The sequence below is a fragment of the Geomonas sp. genome, assembly GCF_056994735.1.
Map to the genome: position 1 here is coordinate 1 of NZ_JBXKJL010000493.1, position 20424 is coordinate 20424.

7 protein-coding genes are annotated in these 20424 nt (G+C 63.2%); 3 read left to right on the top strand and 4 right to left on the bottom strand.

The window, feature by feature from the left end:
• Positions 1-84: 84 nt before the first annotated feature.
• The 3 genes from AC11W3_RS20790 to AC11W3_RS20800 form a co-directional block, all read right to left on the bottom strand.
• A complete protein-coding gene (locus AC11W3_RS20790) occupies positions 85-1251 on the bottom strand; it encodes a cytochrome b/b6 domain-containing protein (protein ID WP_484092171.1) in 1167 nt (388 codons plus the stop codon).
• On the bottom strand, positions 1248-2969 hold the full coding sequence (locus AC11W3_RS20795; RefSeq protein ID WP_484092172.1) for a nickel-dependent hydrogenase large subunit: 1722 nt from the start codon (positions 2967-2969) through the stop codon (positions 1248-1250). The genes AC11W3_RS20790 and AC11W3_RS20795 overlap by 4 nt, the downstream gene beginning before the upstream one ends.
• A 95-nt stretch (positions 2970-3064) precedes the next feature.
• Positions 3065-4264, bottom strand: coding sequence for a hydrogenase small subunit (locus AC11W3_RS20800; RefSeq protein ID WP_484092173.1), 1200 nt, complete (start codon positions 4262-4264; stop codon positions 3065-3067).
• Between the two features lie 224 nt (positions 4265-4488).
• On the opposite strand from AC11W3_RS20800, the gene AC11W3_RS20805 reads away from it, so the two are divergent.
• Positions 4489-8892, top strand: coding sequence for a pilus assembly protein (locus AC11W3_RS20805; RefSeq protein WP_484092174.1), 4404 nt, complete (start codon positions 4489-4491; stop codon positions 8890-8892).
• Between the two features lie 19 nt (positions 8893-8911).
• A complete protein-coding gene (locus tag AC11W3_RS20810) occupies positions 8912-17635 on the top strand; it encodes an MBG domain-containing protein (RefSeq protein WP_484093697.1) in 8724 nt (2907 codons plus the stop codon).
• 4 nt (positions 17636-17639) lie between these two features.
• Here AC11W3_RS20810 and AC11W3_RS20815 read toward each other — a convergent pair whose 3' ends face one another.
• Positions 17640-17924, bottom strand: a complete 285-nt coding sequence (locus tag AC11W3_RS20815; protein ID WP_484092176.1) for a flagellar biosynthesis anti-sigma factor FlgM — start codon at positions 17922-17924, stop codon at positions 17640-17642.
• A gap of 471 nt (positions 17925-18395) precedes the next feature.
• Between AC11W3_RS20815 and AC11W3_RS20820 the strand changes: the two genes are divergently transcribed.
• Positions 18396-20417, top strand: a complete 2022-nt coding sequence (locus tag AC11W3_RS20820) for a (Fe-S)-binding protein (protein WP_484093698.1) — start codon at positions 18396-18398, stop codon at positions 20415-20417.
• The last annotated feature ends 7 nt before the right edge of the window (positions 20418-20424 follow it).

Below are 20424 nucleotides of genomic sequence, written 5' to 3' on the forward strand. Positions count from 1 at the left end.
GGGAAGGTGCCTCGAAGGAGAAGGTTGAACGGATCGAAAGAGGTTTTGGAAACGGTCGCAGCGGCTCTTACGGACGCGCAGGCCTCAGCCGTCCTCGAAGCTGGTCCCTTTCCTGCACCAGCGGCCGCCGCTGATGATGGACGAGATGGCGCCTTCCCTCTCCACCGTATCGGCGCGGATCGAGAGATAGACATGGATGGGGATGAAGGCGAGGAAGATCCACATGATAAAGAGGTGGGCCAGGCGCAGGTACTGCACCCCAACCAGGTTGTCGAACCAGACCAGGTAGTGGAAGAACCAGTTGTCCGGCGAGTAGAGGGCATAGAGGCCGAAGCCGGTGACCAGGGCGGCCAGGCCGACGGCATAGATGGCGGTGTAGGCCACCTGCTGCAGCGGGTTATGGCCGATGTAGTGCGGCCCGCGGTCAAACCGGCAGAAGAAGTAGTTGAGCGCCACCTGGACCAGGTTCCTGATGTCGCGCGGCTTTACCGGAAAGAGGGCGTCCCAGCGCTGGAACTTGTTGGAGGCCAGGAAAAGCCCGGCGATGCGCAGGAAAGCGGTGCATAGAAAGAGCCACCCCGAGACGAAGTGGATCAGCCGCAGCCAGCTGAAATAGCTGGAAAAGCCCCTGGTCCCGTCGTAGATGAAGCGGCCGCCCCCCATGAGGATCCCGGTGGCGGCGAGGAGGAAAATGAGGAAAACCGTGAACCAGTGGATAACCCGCAGTTCCCAGTCCCATACCTCGACGTACCGGAAGCTTTGCGGTTCCTCTTTGCGCGGAACTTTCCGCCTCAGTGCCCGTACCGGGACATATCCGAGGAAACGCCACTTTTCCTTGCCGCCCGCTACCACTGAAGCCTTCGCTACCGCCAGCGGTCTGAATCCGTGCAGCATCTCTGCCTGCAGTTCGGCACGGTAGCGCGTGGCTTCTCCGGGGGAGCAGAGATCGAGGATCGACTCGATCTCGCCGCGGGCGATCACCTCTTCCAGTCCGTACCCGACCCTGTGCACGCGCGCCACGCTGTGCCGGTTTGGCGGGGCCAGCGGTTCGAAGCTGAGCTGCTGGTAGTGTCGCAGGTCTTCCTTGCGGGAAGCCGCGCTTAATAGGGCCAGGTCCACCGGGTCCGTGGTGCCAACCGGGGCGCCCAGGGCAGCGGCCACCAGCACGCGGCGCCTCTTTTCGCCCTCGAAGGGGACCGGGTCTCCCAGTTCCACGCGGATCTCGTTTTCGGGGATGTCGTAGAAGCTCATGGCAAGGTGACCTCGATGGCCGGACCGGCGGGATCGAAGATATGGACAGCGCAGGCTATGCAGGGATCGAAGGAGTGGACGGTGCGCAGCACCTCGAGCGGGCGTTGCGGATCCTGGAGTGGATGCCGCCCCCCCGATACCAGCGCCTGCTCGTAGGGGCCGGGCTGCCCGGAGGTGTCTCTCCCCGAACTGTTCCAGGTGCTCGGAACCACGCACTGGTAGTGCGAGATCCTGCCGTTCTCGATGGCGACATAGTGTGCCAGGGTGCCGCGGGGCGCCTCCATGAAACCTACCCCCTGTGCACGCTTGGGCCAGCTTCGAGGCTCCCACTTCTCCTCGTTGAAGGTTGCTATGTCTCCGGACCTGATCCGTTCCCGCAGCATGGTGAACCACTCCTCCATCCGGTCGGCCAGCACGACCGATTCCAGGGCCCGGCACCAGGTGCGGCCGAGGGTAGAGTTGAGGGCCTCGACGCCGCCGGCACCAAGCTTCGCCAGCCCCTCGTTGACCAGGCGCACCGTTTCCGGGTGTCCCTGGGCGTAGGCCACCAGGACCCTGGCGTTGGGGCCGACCTGGACGGCGCGCCCGTCGTAGCGGGGAGCCTTGACCCAGGTGTACTTCGCCTGATCGGAGAGCTGCTGGTACGGCGGGATCGGACCGGTGTAGTGGGGTTGGGTGATGCCGCGGGAGGGATGCAGCCCCTGATGGTCCCCCTCCGGGTAGCTGTACCAGGCTGAGGAGACATATTCGGCAATCTTCAGCTCATGGAAGGGCTGCAGGTCCCGGTAGTTGCCGTCCATCAGTACACCGGCCCGGAAAAGGGATCCCTTGGGGGGGCCGGAGCAGGAAGAGGCGCTCTCGCCGGTGGCCATGACGGTGGGAGCCGAAACTCCTATGGCGGCATAGTCGGTATAGAAGCCGGCGATGGCTATGACGTCGGGATAATAGACCTCCTTCACGAAGACCACGGCCTGGGAGATGAGTCTTTGCAACTCGTCCAGGCGGACCTGGTTGATGGTGAGCTGGTTGTCCAGGTTGATGGCGCAGGCCATGCCGCCGACGACGTAGTTCGGATGGGGGTTCTTTCCGGCGAAGATGGCGTGGAGGCGGATGATCTCCCGCTGCCATGAAAGCGCCTCGAGGTAGTGAGCCACTGCCAGGAGGTTCGCCTCCGGCGGGAGCCGGTAGGCGGGGTGTCCCCAGTAGCCGGCGGCGAAGATGCCGAACTGGCCTCCGGAGACAGAGCGGGCCACGCGTTGCTGCACCTCTTTGAACCAGGTGGTCGAATTGTTGGGCCAGGGGGAAAGGGAGGAGGCGAGCCGCGCCGTGGCCTCGGGGTCGGCGGAGAGGGCGCTCTTCACGTCGACCCAGTCGAGGGCGTGCAGGTGGTAGAAATGCATGACGTGGTCCTGCAGCGTGGCCATTCCGGAGACCAGGTTCCTGATCACCTCTGCCGACTTCGGAATTTGGCACTTTATGGCGTCCTCGACCGCGCGCACCGAGGCGATGGCGTGGACACCGGTGCAGACGCCGCAGATGCGCTGGGCGAAGGCCCAGGCGTCCCGCGGGTCCCGGCCCTGGAGGATGGTCTCGATCCCCCGGTACTGGGTGCCGCTGGCCCAGGCATCGGTGATCCTGCCCTCGCTGGTCTCCAGTTCGATTCGCAGATGCCCCTCGATCCTCGTTATCGGATCGATCACCACACGCTGTCCGGCCATGGTTTCTCCTTTCGTTACCCCCACCCCTGCGGGAGGGGGCCGGGTGGGTCGGGGAAGGTGCCATCTCCAGTTAGGGTGCCTACTCCTGCCGCCCTCTAACCCTCCCCCGGAGGGGGGGACTTGTCGTCTTCTTCCCTTGTCTCTTTCTCCCCCAGGACCGCCAGAGGGAGGGTGTCCGGTCTCCCCCTGCGCGCGCGGTTGCGGGCAATGACGGTGGCAGCTGAATGGATGCCAACTCCCGCCACCGAAGCCACCACCGCGGCACCGCCTATGGCGTTGGCGGAGGCTTCGACCCCTATACCCGGCACGACTATGCCCGGGAGCCGCCGGTAGAAGGGGGTCATCCGGTCGTAGAAGTGCCGCTCGGTGCACCCCAGGCAGGGGTGGCCGGCCTTGATCGGGAAACTCTCGCCGAGATTCCACTCCAGGGTCGCACAGGGGGCGAAGGTTGCTGGTCCCTTGCAGCCGAGGCGGTAGAGACAGTGCCCCTTCCGGGCGTTTTCGTCGTCGAATCGGTCGGCGAACTGGCCGGCGTCGAAGCTGGCCCGGCGCGGGCACTTGTCGTGAATCCGCTGGCCGTAGGCGAAGAGGGGCCTGCCGGCGCCGTCCACCGGCGGGGTCCGGCCATAGGCAAGATAGTAGGTGATGGCGGCGCTGATCACCTCGGCTATCGGCGGGCAGCCGCTTATGTTGACCACCGAATGGTCGGTCAGGACGTCGGCAACCCCCACCGCTCCGGTCGGGTTGGGGCTCCCGGCCTGGACGCACCCGTATTCGGCGCAGGCACCGACGGCCAGCACCCCGGTCGCCTTGGCCGCCGAGCGCCTGAGGACCGTCTCGGCGGATTCCCCACCGATGGTGCAGTAGACACCGTGGTCCTTGAGCGGCACCGAGCCGTTCACGATGAGCAGATGCGGGGTCGCTTCGGCGGCGGCCAGGACGCCGGTGGCGTCCTTTCCCGCGGCCGCCATCAGCAGTTCGTTGTAGTTAAGGGAGACCAGCTCGAGGATGAGATTGTCGACGGGGGTGCTGCCGGAGCGGACAAGGCTCTCCAGGCAGCCGGTGCATTCCTGCAGTTGCAGGTAGATGACATTGGGTCTCGGCGCTGCAGCGAGTCCTGAAGCAATCTCCTTCGCCAGCGCTTTGGGTGTCCCTGCCACAGCCGCTCCGGCTCCGAAAATGAGTGCGGTCTTGCCGCAGAACCTGAGAAACTCCCGCCTGCTCACCCCCCGCCGGGTGAGGTACTGGAAGAAGCTTTCGCCCCCTTGCCACGGATCCTCTGGAGAAGGTTTCATGTCTTCGGTCCCCGCCGCGCCATGCCGGTCTCTGTAAACAGCCGCCAATTCGACAATTTAAGAATATTTTCATTCTAGCGACCATGATTGTGATGTCAATGAAGAGGCGATGGCTCGTATTTTCATATCGTCTGCTATAATTAGACCTCGTTGCTAATCGCGGAAGACGAGGACTGTCGGTCATGGAATGGGAGCGCTTGTTCAGGGAGGGCAAGAAGACCTTTATGCCCCTGCTGTGCGTCGTCGGCCTGTGGCTGGTTTCGAAGCCGATGCCGGTTTCAGGTGCCAGCATGCAGAACTACTGCAACGAGCCTCCTTTTGCCGCTGCCGGGATCAAGCCCAACCTCCTGCTCATGCTGGACAATTCGGGCAGCATGTACGATGCCGCCTATACCGACCCCGCCAGCTACTGCGTCGACAATACCTACCAAAACGCCAACTCCTACAGCGGCTATTTCGACCGCAACACTGTCTACCTCTACGATTCGGCCAATACCCGCTTCGTGGCCGGCGCCACCCTGCCTGGCGGCGTCTGTTCCGGTTCCTGCGCGGCGCGGACACCTTACCTTTCCGTGCAGATGACAGGAAGCGCACCCGACAGGAGAGTGACCACCTTCGCGGCCACCGGCAACTTCCTCAACTGGCTTTCGGCCTCGAAACTCGACATCCAGAAGCAGGTGCTCACCGGCGGGAAATGGGCCTCGGGGATGCTGCAGGGTGAGAGCAGGGGGTGCGACGGAAAGCGGATGATCAAGATGGTCGCGGACGCACCCGACATCACCTTCGCGGTAAGAGGTCCCGTCCATACCGATCCCGGTTACAGCTTCCAGACCACTCAAGGCGGCACCACCACGATAGAGATCTACGACAAGGGCTATCACAGGGAGGCCTGCCTCAAGGCTGTCAGCGCCTGGATCAACAACGACAGAAACGCGTTGATATCACAGGCCAACGCCTGCCTCGACAACAAGGAAGAGCCCAGGAAAATAGGGACAGGGACGATGCCTACCACCGGCGCCGTCTACAACCAGGTGATGAGCGATTGTTATGACAGGCTGGTAAGAAATGTGGTACCGATCGACTCCGAACTCAACGGACTTTGCACCAAGCGGTATCAAGGGCTCTTCGGCGACGAGGTCAATCTTGGGCTGGTGGCCGGCCTCGACGGCTTCTGCGCGGGCGGTATATTCCACGGTTACAGGGGGGCGAACAGCTCAGGATACCTCGGAGGTTGCATAGGGAGTAGTTGGACCACTCTCACCGGGAACTGCCCCGACATCGAGATTGTCGATTACTGCAGCCAGATCAGGACTCCCTATCTAACGGACCCCTCCTCAACCGCCAACCTCCCAGGGGCAAACGCCAATGTCCCCGCCTTCATCCTCGACGCCGGTGTTACCAGCCTGGGAAGCGTGGCGGGGACATTCAAGGGGCGCGTCGTGGTCGAATCACCACCCACGGGGGTGATACAGCAGTTCAGCAACAGCGTCAATTTCGGCACCATGATCTTCAACGCCAATGGGGCCACGGCCGCCGAATGCACCGCAGGAGGTTTCCTGTGCGCCAAACACTGCAGTAACAACGTCGCACAGGAATGTACAGCCTCCACCGAATGCGGTGCGGGGCTCTGTTTGAGTGGCAGCGACGGCGGCAGGATCCTGTCATATCTCAATGATTCGGCCTCGGTCGGAGACCATGCCTCGGGTCTCATCGCCGATATCGACGGGCTGGCCCCGGTGGCCTGGACGCCGTACGCCGAAGCCTTCTACAACGCCATCGGGTATTTCGCCAACCGCACGGACCTGCGGCTTCAGACCACCGACTTCGACATCAACAAGCCCCCCTCGAAGTTCGCCTGCCAGAAAAACCATATCCTCCTTGTCAGCGATGGCATGTCCACAGTCGACACCAACGTCAAGATGGAAGCCCTCGCCACCCTGTACGCCACCTCCGCCACCGGAAACAGCGGCAGTTGTCCTGTAAATCTCGGCAGCAGAAGCCTAGATGATCTCGCCTGGATAGCCTCGCACAGAAATATCAAGACCTTCAAATTGACGGCACCGGTGTCGACCGATGCTCCGGTAACTCCTTCCCAGTACATCACCACTCATGTCATCTTCACCGGCGTCTCCAACGCGGCCCCAGGGCAGTGCGATCCCGCAGTCCTCATGAGGGATACCGCGACCAGCGGCGGAGGTGTCTATGCCGCCGTTTCCGATCCAGGCTCCCTCGGGGACAAATTCAGGGAGGTGCTGAGGAAGGTGGCGGACGGAAGCAACTCCGGGACCGGGGCCTCCATAATCTCGACGGGGGACGGCAACGGCGCCGTCTTCCTGCAGGAGCAGTTCTATCCCTCGAAGAGCTTCGACGGCGGGGTCACCACCGCTTCCTGGATCGGGGAGATGGACACCCTCTGGTACTACATCGATCCCTTTATCGGCAGCGGTGCCGGCGCGGCAAGCACCACCAGGGCCGACAGCGACGGCAACAAGAAACTGACCTTGAAACAGGACCAGATCGTCTCTTTTCGCTACGACCCCGCCAGCAGCCGGACCTGGGCCTATCTGACCCCGGATGACGATGGCGACGGTGCCGGCGACGGCGCCGAGCAGGGGCCGGTGGAGATGGAGCAGGTCAAGGCCCTGTGGCGGGCGGGATATCAGCTCTGGTCGAGGGATCTCGAGGCCACGCCCCGGACCATCTACACCCCGGCTCTTTCCACGCAGACGGAGATAACCGGTACCGGGCTGATGGGTTTCTCCACCGCTTATGGAAATGTCACTCCCATAAAGAATGCGATGAATATCGTGGGGAGCGACCCCTCCGCCTCCAACGTCATCGACTACGTCCACGGAAGGGACTTCCCCGGGGACCCCAAGTTCCGCAGCAGAAAGGTCAACATCCCGCCGACTCCGGCGGCCTCCGACGACGAGCTGAAAAAGGGGAAGGGGGTCTGGAAGCTGGGGGATATCATCTCCTCGACCCCGAAACTGCAATCGTCGATCCCCCTTGGCAGCTACCACCTGGCGCCGCCGTCAGGTTACAGCGATGTCTCGTACGCGGCCTTCGTCAACTCCGATGACTACAAGAATCGGGGCACCGTTTACGTGGGGGCCAACGATGGCATGCTGCACGCGTTTACCTTCGGCCGCCTCGATACGCCCAGCTTTGCCGATTACAAGGCTGCCCTCGACGGAGAGGACCTCGGCAAGGAGCAATGGGCCTTCATCCCCAAGAACGCCCTCCCTTATCTCAAGTACCTGACATCACCGAGTTACCGCCACCTGTACCTCGTCGACGGCAGCATCACCCTGGCCGATGTCAACATCGGGACAGGCGGCGCCTGGCGGACGGTGCTGATCGGCGGGATGGGCCTTGGTGGAGCCTCCGGGAAACTCTCCTCCAGTGATAAGAATTACGTACAGCTCCCCCTCAACAACCAGGGCTATTCCTCCTATTTCGCTCTCGACGTGACCGATCCGGGAAAGCCGTCCTTTCTGTGGGAATTCAGCGACCCGGCCCTGGGGTATGCCACCAGCGGCGCAGCGATCGTCCGCTCCGGGAGCAAGTGGTTCGCCGTTTTCGGCTCCGGCCCCGCCGGCCCCATCGACGAGAGCGCCTGCCAATTCCTGGGAAGATCGGACAGGAACCTGAAGGTCTTCGTGGTCGACCTCGCTGCTTCCGGCGCCTGGAGCCTCGGCAGCAACTACTGGGTCATCGATACCGGCATCCCGTACGCCTTCTCCGGCTCGATCACGGGGGGGGCGATAGACGTCGACCGTAGAAAAGGCGCCGGCTACAGCGGTTTCTACCAGGACGACGCCCTCTATCTCGGCTATGTGGGCAATTCGGCCGTGGACGGCAGCGGCACCTGGACGGAGGGGGGAGTGCTCAGGATTCTGACCAAGGAATCGGCGCTTCCTGCCGGCAATGTGGACACGTCCAAGAACTGGAGCGCCAGCAAGGTGATTGACGGCATCGGACCGGTCACGGCAGGGGTGACCAAGCTGGTCGATACCAGGAACCACAAGCTGTGGATCTTCTTCGGCAGCGGGCGCTACTTCTACTCCGCCGATGACCTCGACGGCCAGCGCTACCTCATCGGCGTCCAGGATCGGTGTTACACCACCACCAACACCCTCGACAAGAACTGCGACACCGCGGCCAGGGCCGGTGCCGATCCGGAGGCGACCGGCAGGGGCGGGACCTTGAGCCTTGCGGACCTTCACCTGATAGACACCACCCTGACGGGAAGCGAGAAAGGATGGTACGTCAGGCTCGATGCCGCCGGCGCCACCGTCGGAGCCGAGCGCTCCCTCACCGATCCCGTCGCGCTGACCAGCGGCGCGGTTCTTTTCACCACCTTCCAGCCCAACAAGGTCCCCTGCCAGTTGGACACCTCCTACCTGTGGCGGGTGAAGTACGATTCCGGTGATCCTGTGGCGTCTGCTCTTCAGGGAACGGTCCTGGTCCCCCTTTCTACCGGTTCCACGGACCAAAGCGACCTCTCGGCCCTCTCCGGGAATCGGCGGGGCCCGGCCATGTCCGGCAAGGCCGGGGGACTCAAGGTCGTTTCAAACAGCGGACTTCGGCCGCTGAGGAGAATCATCCACATCCAGGAACGGTAGTGATGAGACGGGGCCCGGGATGAAAAAAAGGATCATCATACTGCTTGTGCTCCTCATGCCGACGCTGCTGGCCAGCACCTGCTACGCCGGACTGCGCTCGGCCGTTCGCGACGGCCTGGACTTAGCCGGCCCGGCCCCGGCCGACCTCTCCCCCTCCGGAAAGGTGCCGCAGAGCATCACTTTCGACCCACTGTTCACCAGGGTCTTCGGCGATCGCGATTTCTATCCCGGCGCCACCGCCTCCAGCGGCCTTCCGGTAACCTACACCAGTTCAAACCCGGCAGTGGCCGTAATAGTGGACGGAACGATGGGCATGGGCGAAACGATTCGCGTCGTCGCCCCCGGTATCGCCGAAATCACGGCCTCACAGGCGGGGGACGCCACCTATGACCCTGCAATTGATGTGGTGCAGACCCTTGTCGTGAACCCGCAGCCCCCCAAGGACGACCTGCGCTCGGCCGTCCGCGACGGTTTCGTGATCAATAACGTTGACCCCTACCGCTTCACTCCCCAGTGGGTGATGGATGAGTCGGTATGCCCCGTTGATTATGGCTATCCCTGCGGAATTTTCCTCCCTGCTTACGGGCCGGATATCCATGGCTACGAGATACGGGCCGTGGCCTATCAGCCGTGGGATGGCAAGGTCCTCATCGGGGGGAGTTTCGCTCTCGACTACGGCGACCCTCCGATAACGCTGCAGGGTCTCGCCAGGCTGAACACCGACGGCACCCTTGACACCTCCTTCCAGTCCGCGCCCTACGGCGAGGTCAACGCCATCGCCATCGAGACCAACCAGGCAGATCCCCAGGAAAGCCGCATCTACATAGGCGGGACGTTCGGGTGGATTGACACCCCATACGGTTCTACGGTCAGAAAAGGACTGGCGAGGCTGAGAAGCGCCGACGGCGCGGTGGATGCCTCCTTCGACCCGGCCAATGTGGCAACCCCGGTGACGATAAAGAGCCTGGTCCTGGAGCCCGATGGAGCAGGCCTGCTGGTGGGCGGTCTGTTCAGCCAGCTGGTGGGGGGGGCGTGCGGGAACATGGCCCGCGTATCGCTGGCGGGAGCCACGGAAGGGACCGTTACCGGAACTTTCTCAGGAGGCACCGATGGCGAGGTGAATGCCATCGTCTTGCAGGATGGGTACATGGTCATCGGTGGAGGTTTCACCACCCCCCGCCAGAACCTGGCGAGGTACAAGCCCGACGGATCCCTTGACGCCGGGTACTTAGCTGCCCCCAACGCCACCGTCCGGGCCCTGGCCCTGCAAGCCGACGGCAAGGTGATACTCGGAGGTGATTTCGACTCGGTCACCGCCGGTTCGGGAGCGCAGGAACGTCAACACCTGGCCCGGCTCACCATCGATGGAGAGCTCGACGCTTTCAGCCCCGTCGCCGACTCCGGCAGCGTCAACGCCATAGCCCTTCAAGCCGATGGGAGGATACTGGTGGCGGGGGAGTTCAACGGGATAGGCGCCGGCGCCACTGAACCGAGTTACTTTGCCAGGTTAAAACCTGACGGAACACTGGACCCGATAAACCTGAAACTCGACTACTTCGCCTACGGCCTTGCCGTCCAGCCTGATGGCAAGTTCCTGGTCGGCGGGCTGTTTTACAGCGCAGGGGGGAAAGACCGCACACATCTGGCCAGGTTCTACCCGAACGGAGTCCTCGACGATGACGCCTCGTCCCTCGAGTCCGACTTGCTGGACCGTGCCGACATCACCACCATGGCCATCGCGTCAGACGGCTCCGTCTTCTATCAGGGCCAGCCGAAAGACATCACCAGTTACCGTTACCTCGCAAAACTGGACCAGAACCTGAACCTGGACCAGGCCTTTACCTTAGCCAACAAGTTTCAGGGCTTCATCCAGACGCTGGCAGTTCAACCCGACGGCTATCTGCTGGTCGGCGGGGTCTTCCACAGGGTAAACGACGTGGAGCACCAGATGGTGGTCCGGCTGGCGCCCAGCGGCGCCATCGATCCCGACTTCCACAACCCCTTCAACGGCTGGGCTTCCTGGGAGTTCGGCGACGGGGTAAAGTACCTCAATTACGTGACCATACTGGTGTTGCTGCCGGTCGGTTCCAGCACCTCGAAGGATACCTGGTCGGATGGCGTCTTGATTCCGAAGGGGACCCCCTTCGAGGACGGCATGATCTACATGGGCGGAATAGTGACCCCGAGGGATCCGACCCAGCGTACCATCAGGTTGATCCGGACCAAGAAGAACGGTGAGGTTGATCCGACCTTCAACCCTCCCGATTTCGACGGCATCATCTCGGCCCTGGTGATTCAGCCCGACAACAAGATAGTCATAACCGTGCATTCCCAGGAATATACCGAGCCCGACAAGATGTACCGTCTGGAAACAAACGGCGAGATCGACCCGACCTTTCATTCCCCGCGCAGTCTGTGGCAGATCGACGCCGACCTTACCTTGACCGCCCAAATGGACCGGGACGGGCAGCTATACATCGGGGGGATGTTCGCGGATCTCGCCTGGGATACCACTACTCCTCCGATCCCCCGCCTCGCCAAGGGCGGCATGGTGCGGCTGAACAACCTTCAACACCGGAGGGGTGACGGTTCCATCACCCAGGATGGCAGCCTTGACCTCGACTATCCCACCAGGATCATCGATTCGTTCGACCCGCATGATCAGCCGCTGATTTTCGGCATCGCTCTCCAGGCCGACCAGAAGGTACTCATGACCGGGTGGTTCGACAAGGTAGACGACGGCACTTCGGTGGTTGACCGCCAATTTATCGTGAGGCTTGAGAAGTCGGGGAAAATCGATGAGCTGGATCACCTCATATCGTGGGAGATGCCCGGGTACGACCAATCGAATTACAGCTATCAATTCATCACCTTGCAACCCGACGGGAAGATCCTGGTGGGGGGGTATCTCGATAGCGGTCCCTATCCGTGCAAGGAACGGATCAATAACCTGAGCAACATGCTGAGATTTTCAAACGGGTGGGGGACGCAGGAGCTGACCGTCTCTCCCGATGGCTCGACCATCACCTGGCTTAGGGGGGGCACCGCGCCCGAAGTCTGGGCGGTCCACTTCCAGGATGCCGCAGACCCGGCGGGTCCATGGACCACCCTAGGCGCGGCAACTCCCATCCCGGGGGGGTGGAAACTGCAGGGCGCGAGCCTGACACACGCGCAGAATCGGTACCTGCGGGCGGTAGGGTACCAGTCCACCGCCTGGCGCAACCAAAACGGCGCCTTGGTCGAATCGATCAGGAATTACTACTTGAAGCCCGTTCTTACCGTCACGGCCAAGGCCAAGAGCAAGGCCTACGGCGACGCCGATCCCGGTCTTGACTACGAGATATCGGGGCTGGTGGACGGCGACACCAGCGCCGTCATCACCGGGAGCCTCGCCAGGGAGCCCGGGCAGACGCCGGGGAGCTACGCCATCAAGCAGGGGACCATCTATGCCGGCCTGAAGTATGCCGTTGTCTATAACGGCGCCAACCTCACCATCAACCCCGCCCACCTCACGGTGAAGGCCAATTCCAAGACCAAGATCCTCGGGGCTGAAGAGCCTTCCCTCGATTTCACCGTCAGCGGCTTCGTCAACGGTGACACCGGCGCTATCCTGACGGGGAGCCTGAGAAGGGACCAAGGGGAGGGGACCGGCATCTATCCGATCGGCATCGGCAGCCTCAGCGCCGGCCCGAACTACACCATCGATTTTACCGGCGCAACCTTGACCATCCTGTCGGGCGCGGGGCTCACCCCGCAGCTGATCACCTTCAACCTGCGGGCCAGGACCTTCGGCGACGGGGATTTCGCCCCCGGGGCCACCGCTTCGAGCGCTCTCCCCGTGACGTACACCAGCTCGAACCCGGCTGTGGCCGCCATCGTGGGCGGAAAGATCCGGGTGGTGGCTCCTGGTACCGCGGAGATCACCGCGTCGCAGGAGGGAGACGCAGCCTACGACCCGGCGGCCGACGTCACGCGGACCCTGACGGTCAATCCCCCACCCTGGAACGGTGTCGGCTTCGATGGAACGGACGATCTCATCCGCGTGGGGAGCGCTCCCCAGTTGAACTTCGGGGCCAAGCCGGGTTTCACCATCGAGACCTGGCTGCACCTGGACGGCACGCAGAGCGACGGCACCGGGCTCATCTCGAAAGGCGCGGGGGGGGGCGCGGCCGGGTACCAGTTGACACTTTATCAGGACCGGGTTGCTGCCGAAATAACCGACGGCACCTCGACGGTCGGGGTGCCGGAAGGGCTGGTGGGGACCACGATTCTGAACGACGGCCGCTGGCACCATGTCGCCCTTTCCGTCGATCGCGCCTCCTCCACCGCGCGGCTCTACCTGGACGGCAGGGTGGAAAAAGAGCTCATCCATGCCACCCTGGCGGTGAACGCCGACAACGCCCAAGACCTGCTGGTCGGCGTGGACCGCAGCGGCAGCGCTTTCTTCAGGGGAGAGCTCGATGAAGTGAGGCTCTGGGACAGCGCCCGCACCAGGGACGAGATCAGGAGCTCGCTCTCGCAGATCATCGACCCGCTCGACGAGGAGCGCCTGGTGGCCTACTTCCATCTTGACGAGGGGGATGCCGGCCTCGTCAACGCCGCCTCCGCCACCGCCCCCGAGCGCACCGCCAACGGCGCCAACGGCTCCCTGCAAGGCTTCGCCCTCGCCGGGACGGGATCGAACTGGGTCCGCTCCGGCGCCTTCCTCCCGCTGCTCGAGACCTCGACCCTCTCCGATATCACCTCCGGCGGCGCCACAGGCAGGGGGCTGGTCTACACCAACTACTATCCCGCCACCGACCGCGGCCTTTGCTGGGGTACCGCAGCCGGGCCGGCTCTCTCGGACAACTGCGTCCACGCCGGAAGCGGCGTCGGCCCCTTTATCGGCGCAATCACGGGACTGAGCGCCGGCGTCACCTATCACGTCAGGGCCTTCGCGGTCAACGAGATGGGGACCACCTACGGCAACGAGCTGACCTTCCAGGCGGCCAAGCTCAACCAGACCATCACCTTGCCGCAGATCTCCGGCGTGACCTATGGCGACCCGCCCATTAACCCCGGCGGCACCACCTCGAGCGGCCTTCCCGTCACCTACACCAGCTCCGACCCCGCCGTCGCCGTGGTCATCGGCGGGCAGATCGTCATCACCGGCGCCGGGACCACGGTCATCACCGCAAGCCAGCCTGGCAACGGGACCTATGACCCGGCTCCCGCGGTCCCGATCACCCTGAACGTGGCCAAAGCCGTCCTCACCGTGACCGCCCACAACAAGTCGCGGGCTTGTCTCGCGAGCGACCCCGCCTTCACCTTCAGCTATAGCGGCTTCGTCAACGGCGACAGCGAGAGTGCGCTCTCAGGCATGCCCGCGCTTTCCACGACCGCGATTCAGACGAGCCCCGCGGGGAGTTATCCGATCATCGTCGCCCTCGGCACCTTGCAGTCGGACGACTACACCTTCGTCTTCACCAACGGCACCCTCATCGTCGCGGGCTCCACCTCCCAGAGCATCACCTTCAATCCGATGCGGGCCAGGACCTTCGGCGACGCCGATTTCGACCCCGGGGCCACCGCCTCCAGCGGCCTCCCGGTGAGTTACGCCAGTTCGGCTCCAGCGGTGGCCTCCGTGGCGGGCAGCAAGATACGGGTGGTCGCCCCCGGGACCGCGGAGATCACCGCATCGCAGCCTGGTGACGGCACCTTCGATCCGGCAGCCGACGTGGTCAGGACCCTTGTGGTCAACCCGCCTCCCTGGAACGGAGTCGGCTTTGATGGGGCAGATGACCTCATCCGGGTGGGGAACGGTCCCCATCTGAATTTCGGGGCCAAGCCCGGCTTCACCATCGAGAGCTGGCTGCACCTCCCCGCTTCACAGCCCGACGGTACCGGGCTGGTGTCGAAAGGGCTGCCCGGCAATGGCGCAGGTTACCAGTTGCTATTGCACCAGGACAAGGTGGCGGCCGAGGTCAGCGACGGCACCTCCACGGTGGGGGTGCCGGAAGGACTGGTGGGAACGACCGGTTTGAACGACGGACGCTGGCACCATGTGGCGCTTTCCGTCGATCGCTCCTCCTCCACCGCCCGGCTCTACCTCGACGGCAGGCTGGAAAAAGAGCTCTCGCATGCCGCCCTGGCGGTGAACCCCGACAACGCCCAAGACCTGCTGGTCGGCGTAGCCCGAACCGGCGGTAGTTTCTTCAGTGGAGAGCTCGACGAGCTACGGCTCTGGGATAGCGCCCGCACCAGGGACGAGATCAGGAACTCGGTCTCGCAAATCATCGACCCTTTGAGCGAGGAGCACCTGGTCGCCTACTTCCATCTGGACGAAGGTGACGCCGGCCTCGCCAACGCCGCCTTCACCACCGCCCCCGAGCGCACCGCCAACGGCGCCAACGGCTCCCTGCAGGGCTTCGCCCTCGCCGGGACGGGATCGAACTGGGTCCGTTCAGGCGCCTTCATGCCGCTGTTGGAAACTTCTCCCATCTCCGCCACGACCTCGACCTCCGCGACAGGAGGAGGCCTGGTCTATCCCAACTACTACCCGGCAACCGATGCCGGGCTCTGCTGGGGGACGGCGGCCAATCCCGACCTCACCGGCAGCTGTCTCCATGCGGGAAGCGGGGCCGGTCCCTTTGTCGGCGCGATCACCGGTCTCACGGCAGGTGTCACCTATCATGTCAGGGCCTTCGCTGTTAACGCGATGGGCACAGCCTACGGCAACGAGGTGACTTTCCAGGCGGCCAGGCTCGATCAGGCCATCACGGTTGGCGGCCTTTCCCGGACCTACGGTGACCCACCCTTCCTCCCGGGTGGCGCCAGTAGTAGCGGGCTTCCCGTCACCTATACCAGCATGGACGAAAACGTGGCCAAGGTCGTCAACGGCGAGATCCGGATCACCGGCGCAGGGAGCACGGTCATCCTTGCCTCACAGGGAGGAAATGAAATCTACAACCCGGCCCCCGACGTGGCTGTCCCGCTGGTGGTGGCCAAAGCCCCGCTGACGGTGGCGGCGGAAAATAAGGCTCGTGTCTACCAGACGCCGAATCCTCCCTTCACCGTCACGTACGGCGGTTTCGTCTACGCGGACAGCCTCTCGACTGTCTCGGGAGAACCGGGTCTCACCACGGAGGCTACCCAGGCGAGCCCGGTGGGCGATTACCAGATAGTGGTGAACCCCGCACCGCTGTCGGCCCTGAATTACCTGTTCATCCCGATCAATGGCACCCTGAGCATCCTCAGATCGTGTCAGCAGATCGTCTTCCCGGCCATCTCTCCGGCGACCTATGGGGATCCCCCGTTCAACCTCAATGCCTCCGCCTGCAGCGGGCTCGAGATCGCCTTTTCCAGCTCCAATCCGCTGGTGGCACAGGTGAACGGCAGGGTGGTGACCATAGTTGGCGCAGGGACCGCGGTCATCACCGCTTCACAGGCCGGGAGTACCAGCATAGACCGGGCTCCTGACGTTTCCCAGGCGCTGGTGGTGCAAAAGCGCGGGCAGACGGTGACCTTCTCCCCGATAGCGCGCAGGATCCTCGGTGATCCGCCCTTCGCCCTGAATGCCGCATCATCGAGCGGCCTGCCGGTAAGCTACCAGAGTTCCGATCCCTCCGTGGCCGCGGTGGGCGGCAACACGGTCACCATAGTGGGGGCGGGGACCACCGTCATCACCGCCCGACAGGAAGGAGACCTGAACCACAACGCGGCCCTTCCGATCTCCCAGCCGCTGACGGTTTCCGTGGAAGGGAACCCGCCGGTACTTGCCCTGTCGACCCTTTCTGCCGGCGCTGTCACGACCGATCCGGTCTTGAACATCATGGGAAGCGCCACCGATGCCTCCGGTATCTCCAGCCTGACCGTTAACGGCATCGATGTCACCGACCGCGCCGCACTCTTCAGCAGCGCGGTATGCCTGGCCACCGGCGTCAACAACATAAGCGTGGCGGCCACGGATGGCGCGGGGAACAGGACCACCGAGACGGTGACCGTCCATCTCGATGCCACGGCGCCGGTGATCTCGGTGCAGGCTCCGGCTGACAACAGCGTGACCGGCAGCTCCTTCCTGGCCGCGAGCGGCACCGTCACCTCCGGAAGCGTGGTGACCATGGCGGTGAACGGCGCTACCCTGCAGAGCCTCGCCGTGACCGACGGCACTTTCTCCGGCACGGCCTACCTCCGGCAGGGTGTCAACACCATCGAGCTGACAGCGTCACTGCAGGGGCGGGTCTCCAAGGTGAAACGAAGTGTAAGCTATGCACCGGGGAAACCGTTCGTTGCCATAACCGAGCCGGTGGAGGATATGCGGACCGAGCAGCAGAGCCTGGTGGTGAAAGGTATGGCCGGAGCGGAGGGATCAGAGGTCAGCGTGGTGGTCGATGCCGGCGGGAGGAACCTGGTGCCGGCGGTAGAGAATGGAGGATTCCAGCAGCAGATCGCGCTGAAACAAAATGGCGAAACCCGCATCTCCGCGAGCGTCACCGACAGGAGCGGCAATACCAGCGTCGCCTATCGTAACATCGTTCAGGTCGCCTCCATTTCGGGCGACATGAACGGCGACGGCAGAGTCGATATCGCCGATGCGGCGGTGGCGATGGCGCTGTCGCTGGGGATGGAGCCGGTGACGCCGCAGGCGCTGGCCCATGGAGACCTGGCCCCGCTGGTGGACGGGGCTCCACACCCCGACGGCAAGATAGACGTGGGGGATGTCCTGGTCATTTTGAGAAGGATTGTGGGACTGGTGGAGTTCTGAGTGGTTAGCTCCCCACCTTGCCTGAAAGGATCTTTTCCGCGACGACCCGGGTATCGACCTTGTATTTCCCCGCCTTCACCTGCGACTTCACCTGCTCGACACGCCGGGCCCGCTCGGCATCACGGGCCTTGAGCTCCGCGTCCAGGGAGGGGGACAGCTCGACGGTGTCTCCCCTTTGCGCCTTCTCTGCCGCGCCCTTTTTCACGACGGCCCCGGCCTCTAACTTCTTGGCAGTCCTGGCAACCTGCTGTACGGTCACAGGCTGCTGTGAGTCGGTATTTATCTTCATCACTCTTCCCTTTTGGGTTGAAAACGTCGTCAAAGCTCTAAACTACTTGATGGTAGACGTTTTCTCTTCCCAATAACAAGTGATTTTTCTCTCATCCCGGTTGGGATCTGCCCGTCAGCGTCGCCGGCAGTCTCACAACCTTGCCTCTCAGCTGGCTCCTCCACACTCTCAAGATTGATGCATGCTCATAAAGGTCGCGGTCAGGGACCTGCGGCTGTTTCAGGAGAGCCGTCTGCGGTTCCTTTTGCCACCCTCAGCCATCGTTTGCTCTCTGCCCCGCTCGGCTGCCTGATTCGGGAAGGGCGTTTCACACATTGGACGAGGCTTTGTCAGCTTGACATGAGAGACTGTTAAGATATTTTTGAGGAGGGTTGTTGCCGTAAAATCCGCTGATTCGGCAGTTGTTACCATGGAGTCCCTCTTTTTCTGCAATGAGTTGTGACCGCCGAAAAACCTTTCAGGACGGACTCCATGGAAGCAACAAGGGAGATCTACTGGAACGTCGGTCAGGGAGCATCCGGTCCGATGTACCTGATGGCGGCGCTGGCCCTGGGGCTTTGCGGCGTCGGTTTCTACCTGAGGCTTCCGGTATATCGGCAGGGCAAGGCGCTCGATCGCCTGGACCAGAGTTCCCGGCGGATGAAGATTTTTCTCGTCGATGCCTTCGCCCAGCTTCGCGTACTGCTGGTGCCCGGGCCCGGGGGCCTTCACGCCTTCTTCTTCTGGGGCTTCCTGCTCCTCTTCATCGGCACGCTCCTGGTCATGGTGCAGGCCGACTTCACCGACCCCCTCTTCTCGGTCCGCTTTCTCAAAGGGCACTTCTACCTCGCTTTCAAGGTGGTCCTCAACGGCGCGGGCCTCGTCGCCATCGCCATGCTGCTCGGCTTCGCGGTGCGCAGGTTCATCTTCACCCCGGAGGGCCTCCAGACCGGCATAGACGACTACCTGAGCCACCTCCTGCTCTTTGCCCTACTGATCACCGGCTTTCTGATCGAGGGAACACGCATGGCGGCGACCGAGGTGCATGGCAATCCCGGCATCCTTCCCTATTCCTACGGCGGCCTTCCGGTAGCCCTGCTGCTCCATGACCGGTCGCCCGCCGAGTTGCGAACCCTGCACCGGGGGCTTTGGTGGTTTCACCTGGGCGTTGCCATGTCCTTCATCGCCCTGATACCTTTCACCAAGCTGCGCCATCTCTTTCTTACCGGCATCAACTATTTCTTCACCGATCTCCGGCCCAAGGGGGCCATCGATACCATCAACCTCGAGGACGAGAGCGCCGAAAGCTACGGAGCGACCACTCTCCAGGAGCTTAGCTGGAAGGACATCCACGATGCCGACGCCTGCACCGCCTGCAAGCGCTGCCAGGACCGCTGCCCCGCCTGGGTGACGGCCAAGCCCCTGTCGCCCATGGTCGTGGTGCAGCAGATAGGGGAGGTGGCCTTCGACAGGCCGGCCGCGGACCTGGTGGAGACGGTGACCCGCGACGTCCTTTGGTCCTGCACCACCTGCCGGGCCTGCCAGGAGATCTGCCCGGCCAACATAGAGCACGTCAACAAGATCCTGGAGATGCGACGCAACCTGGCCCTGATGCGGGGAGAATTTCCAGGAGAGGAGGTCAGGACCGCGCTTGGCAACTACGAGGTCAACGGCAACCCCTTCGGGATAGCCTATGCCCGTCGCGCCGAATGGGCCGCCGGACTCGATGTGGCCATCCTGGGAGAGGGGGAGAAGTGCGACGTCCTCTACTTCGTCGGTTGCTTCGCTTCCTTCGACCGCCGAAACCAGGCCGTGGCCCGGGAATTCGCCACCATCTGTTCCGCGGCCGGCATCCGCCTGGGCATCCTCGGAAAGGAGGAGACCTGCTGCGGGGAACCTCCCCGAAAGCTGGGGAACGAATACCTCTACCAGAACATGGCGAGGGCCAACATCGAGCGCATGGAGAAGTACGGCGTCACCCGCGTGGTGACCACCTGCCCGCACTGCTTTAACGCGCTGCTCCGGGATTACCGCGACCTGGGATTCACAGCCGAAGTGGAGCACTACACCACCTTTCTGGCCAGGCTGATCGCGGAAGGGAAGCTCCCCCTGGAGGCTTCGGAATTCACCTGCAGCTACCACGACTCCTGCTATATAGGCCGCTACCGCGACGTCTACGACGAGCCGCGCGCAGTCCTGGCCGCTGCCGGCGCCACTGTCAGTGAGATGAAGCAGAGCCTTAGGGAAAGCTTTTGCTGCGGTGGCGGGGGAGGTCTGGTGCTGGCCGAGGAGAAGATCGGCAGCCGCATCAATGCCGCCCGGCTGGCCATGGCTGTCGCTACCGGTGCGCCGGTACTGGTATCAAACTGCCCGTTCTGTCTCACCATCTTCGAGGACGGCATCAAGACGGGCGGATTCGAGGGAAAGGTGCAGGTAGAAGACCTGGCCGAAGTCGTCGCCCGGCGTCTGGCACGGCCGGGGACGGAGGCGGGCCCGGCAATGGGAAAACATTGATCCAAGG

What these genes read in the sequence shown, in the direction of transcription:
- AC11W3_RS20800 (WP_484092173.1), bottom strand. Translation starts at nt 4,264, where the DNA reads ATGAAACCTTCTCCAGAGGATCCGTGGCAAGGGGGCGAAAGCTTCTTC.
- AC11W3_RS20815 (WP_484092176.1), bottom strand. Translation starts at nt 17,924, where the DNA reads ATGAAGATAAATACCGACTCACAGCAGCCTGTGACCGTACAGCAGGTT.
- AC11W3_RS20805 (WP_484092174.1), top strand. Translation starts at nt 4,489, where the DNA reads ATGCCCCTGCTGTGCGTCGTCGGCCTGTGGCTGGTTTCGAAGCCGATG.
- AC11W3_RS20790 (WP_484092171.1), bottom strand. Translation starts at nt 1,251, where the DNA reads ATGAGCTTCTACGACATCCCCGAAAACGAGATCCGCGTGGAACTGGGA.
- AC11W3_RS20810 (WP_484093697.1), top strand. Translation starts at nt 8,912, where the DNA reads ATGAAAAAAAGGATCATCATACTGCTTGTGCTCCTCATGCCGACGCTG.
- AC11W3_RS20820 (WP_484093698.1), top strand. Translation starts at nt 18,396, where the DNA reads ATGGAAGCAACAAGGGAGATCTACTGGAACGTCGGTCAGGGAGCATCC.
- AC11W3_RS20795 (WP_484092172.1), bottom strand. Translation starts at nt 2,969, where the DNA reads ATGGCCGGACAGCGTGTGGTGATCGATCCGATAACGAGGATCGAGGGG.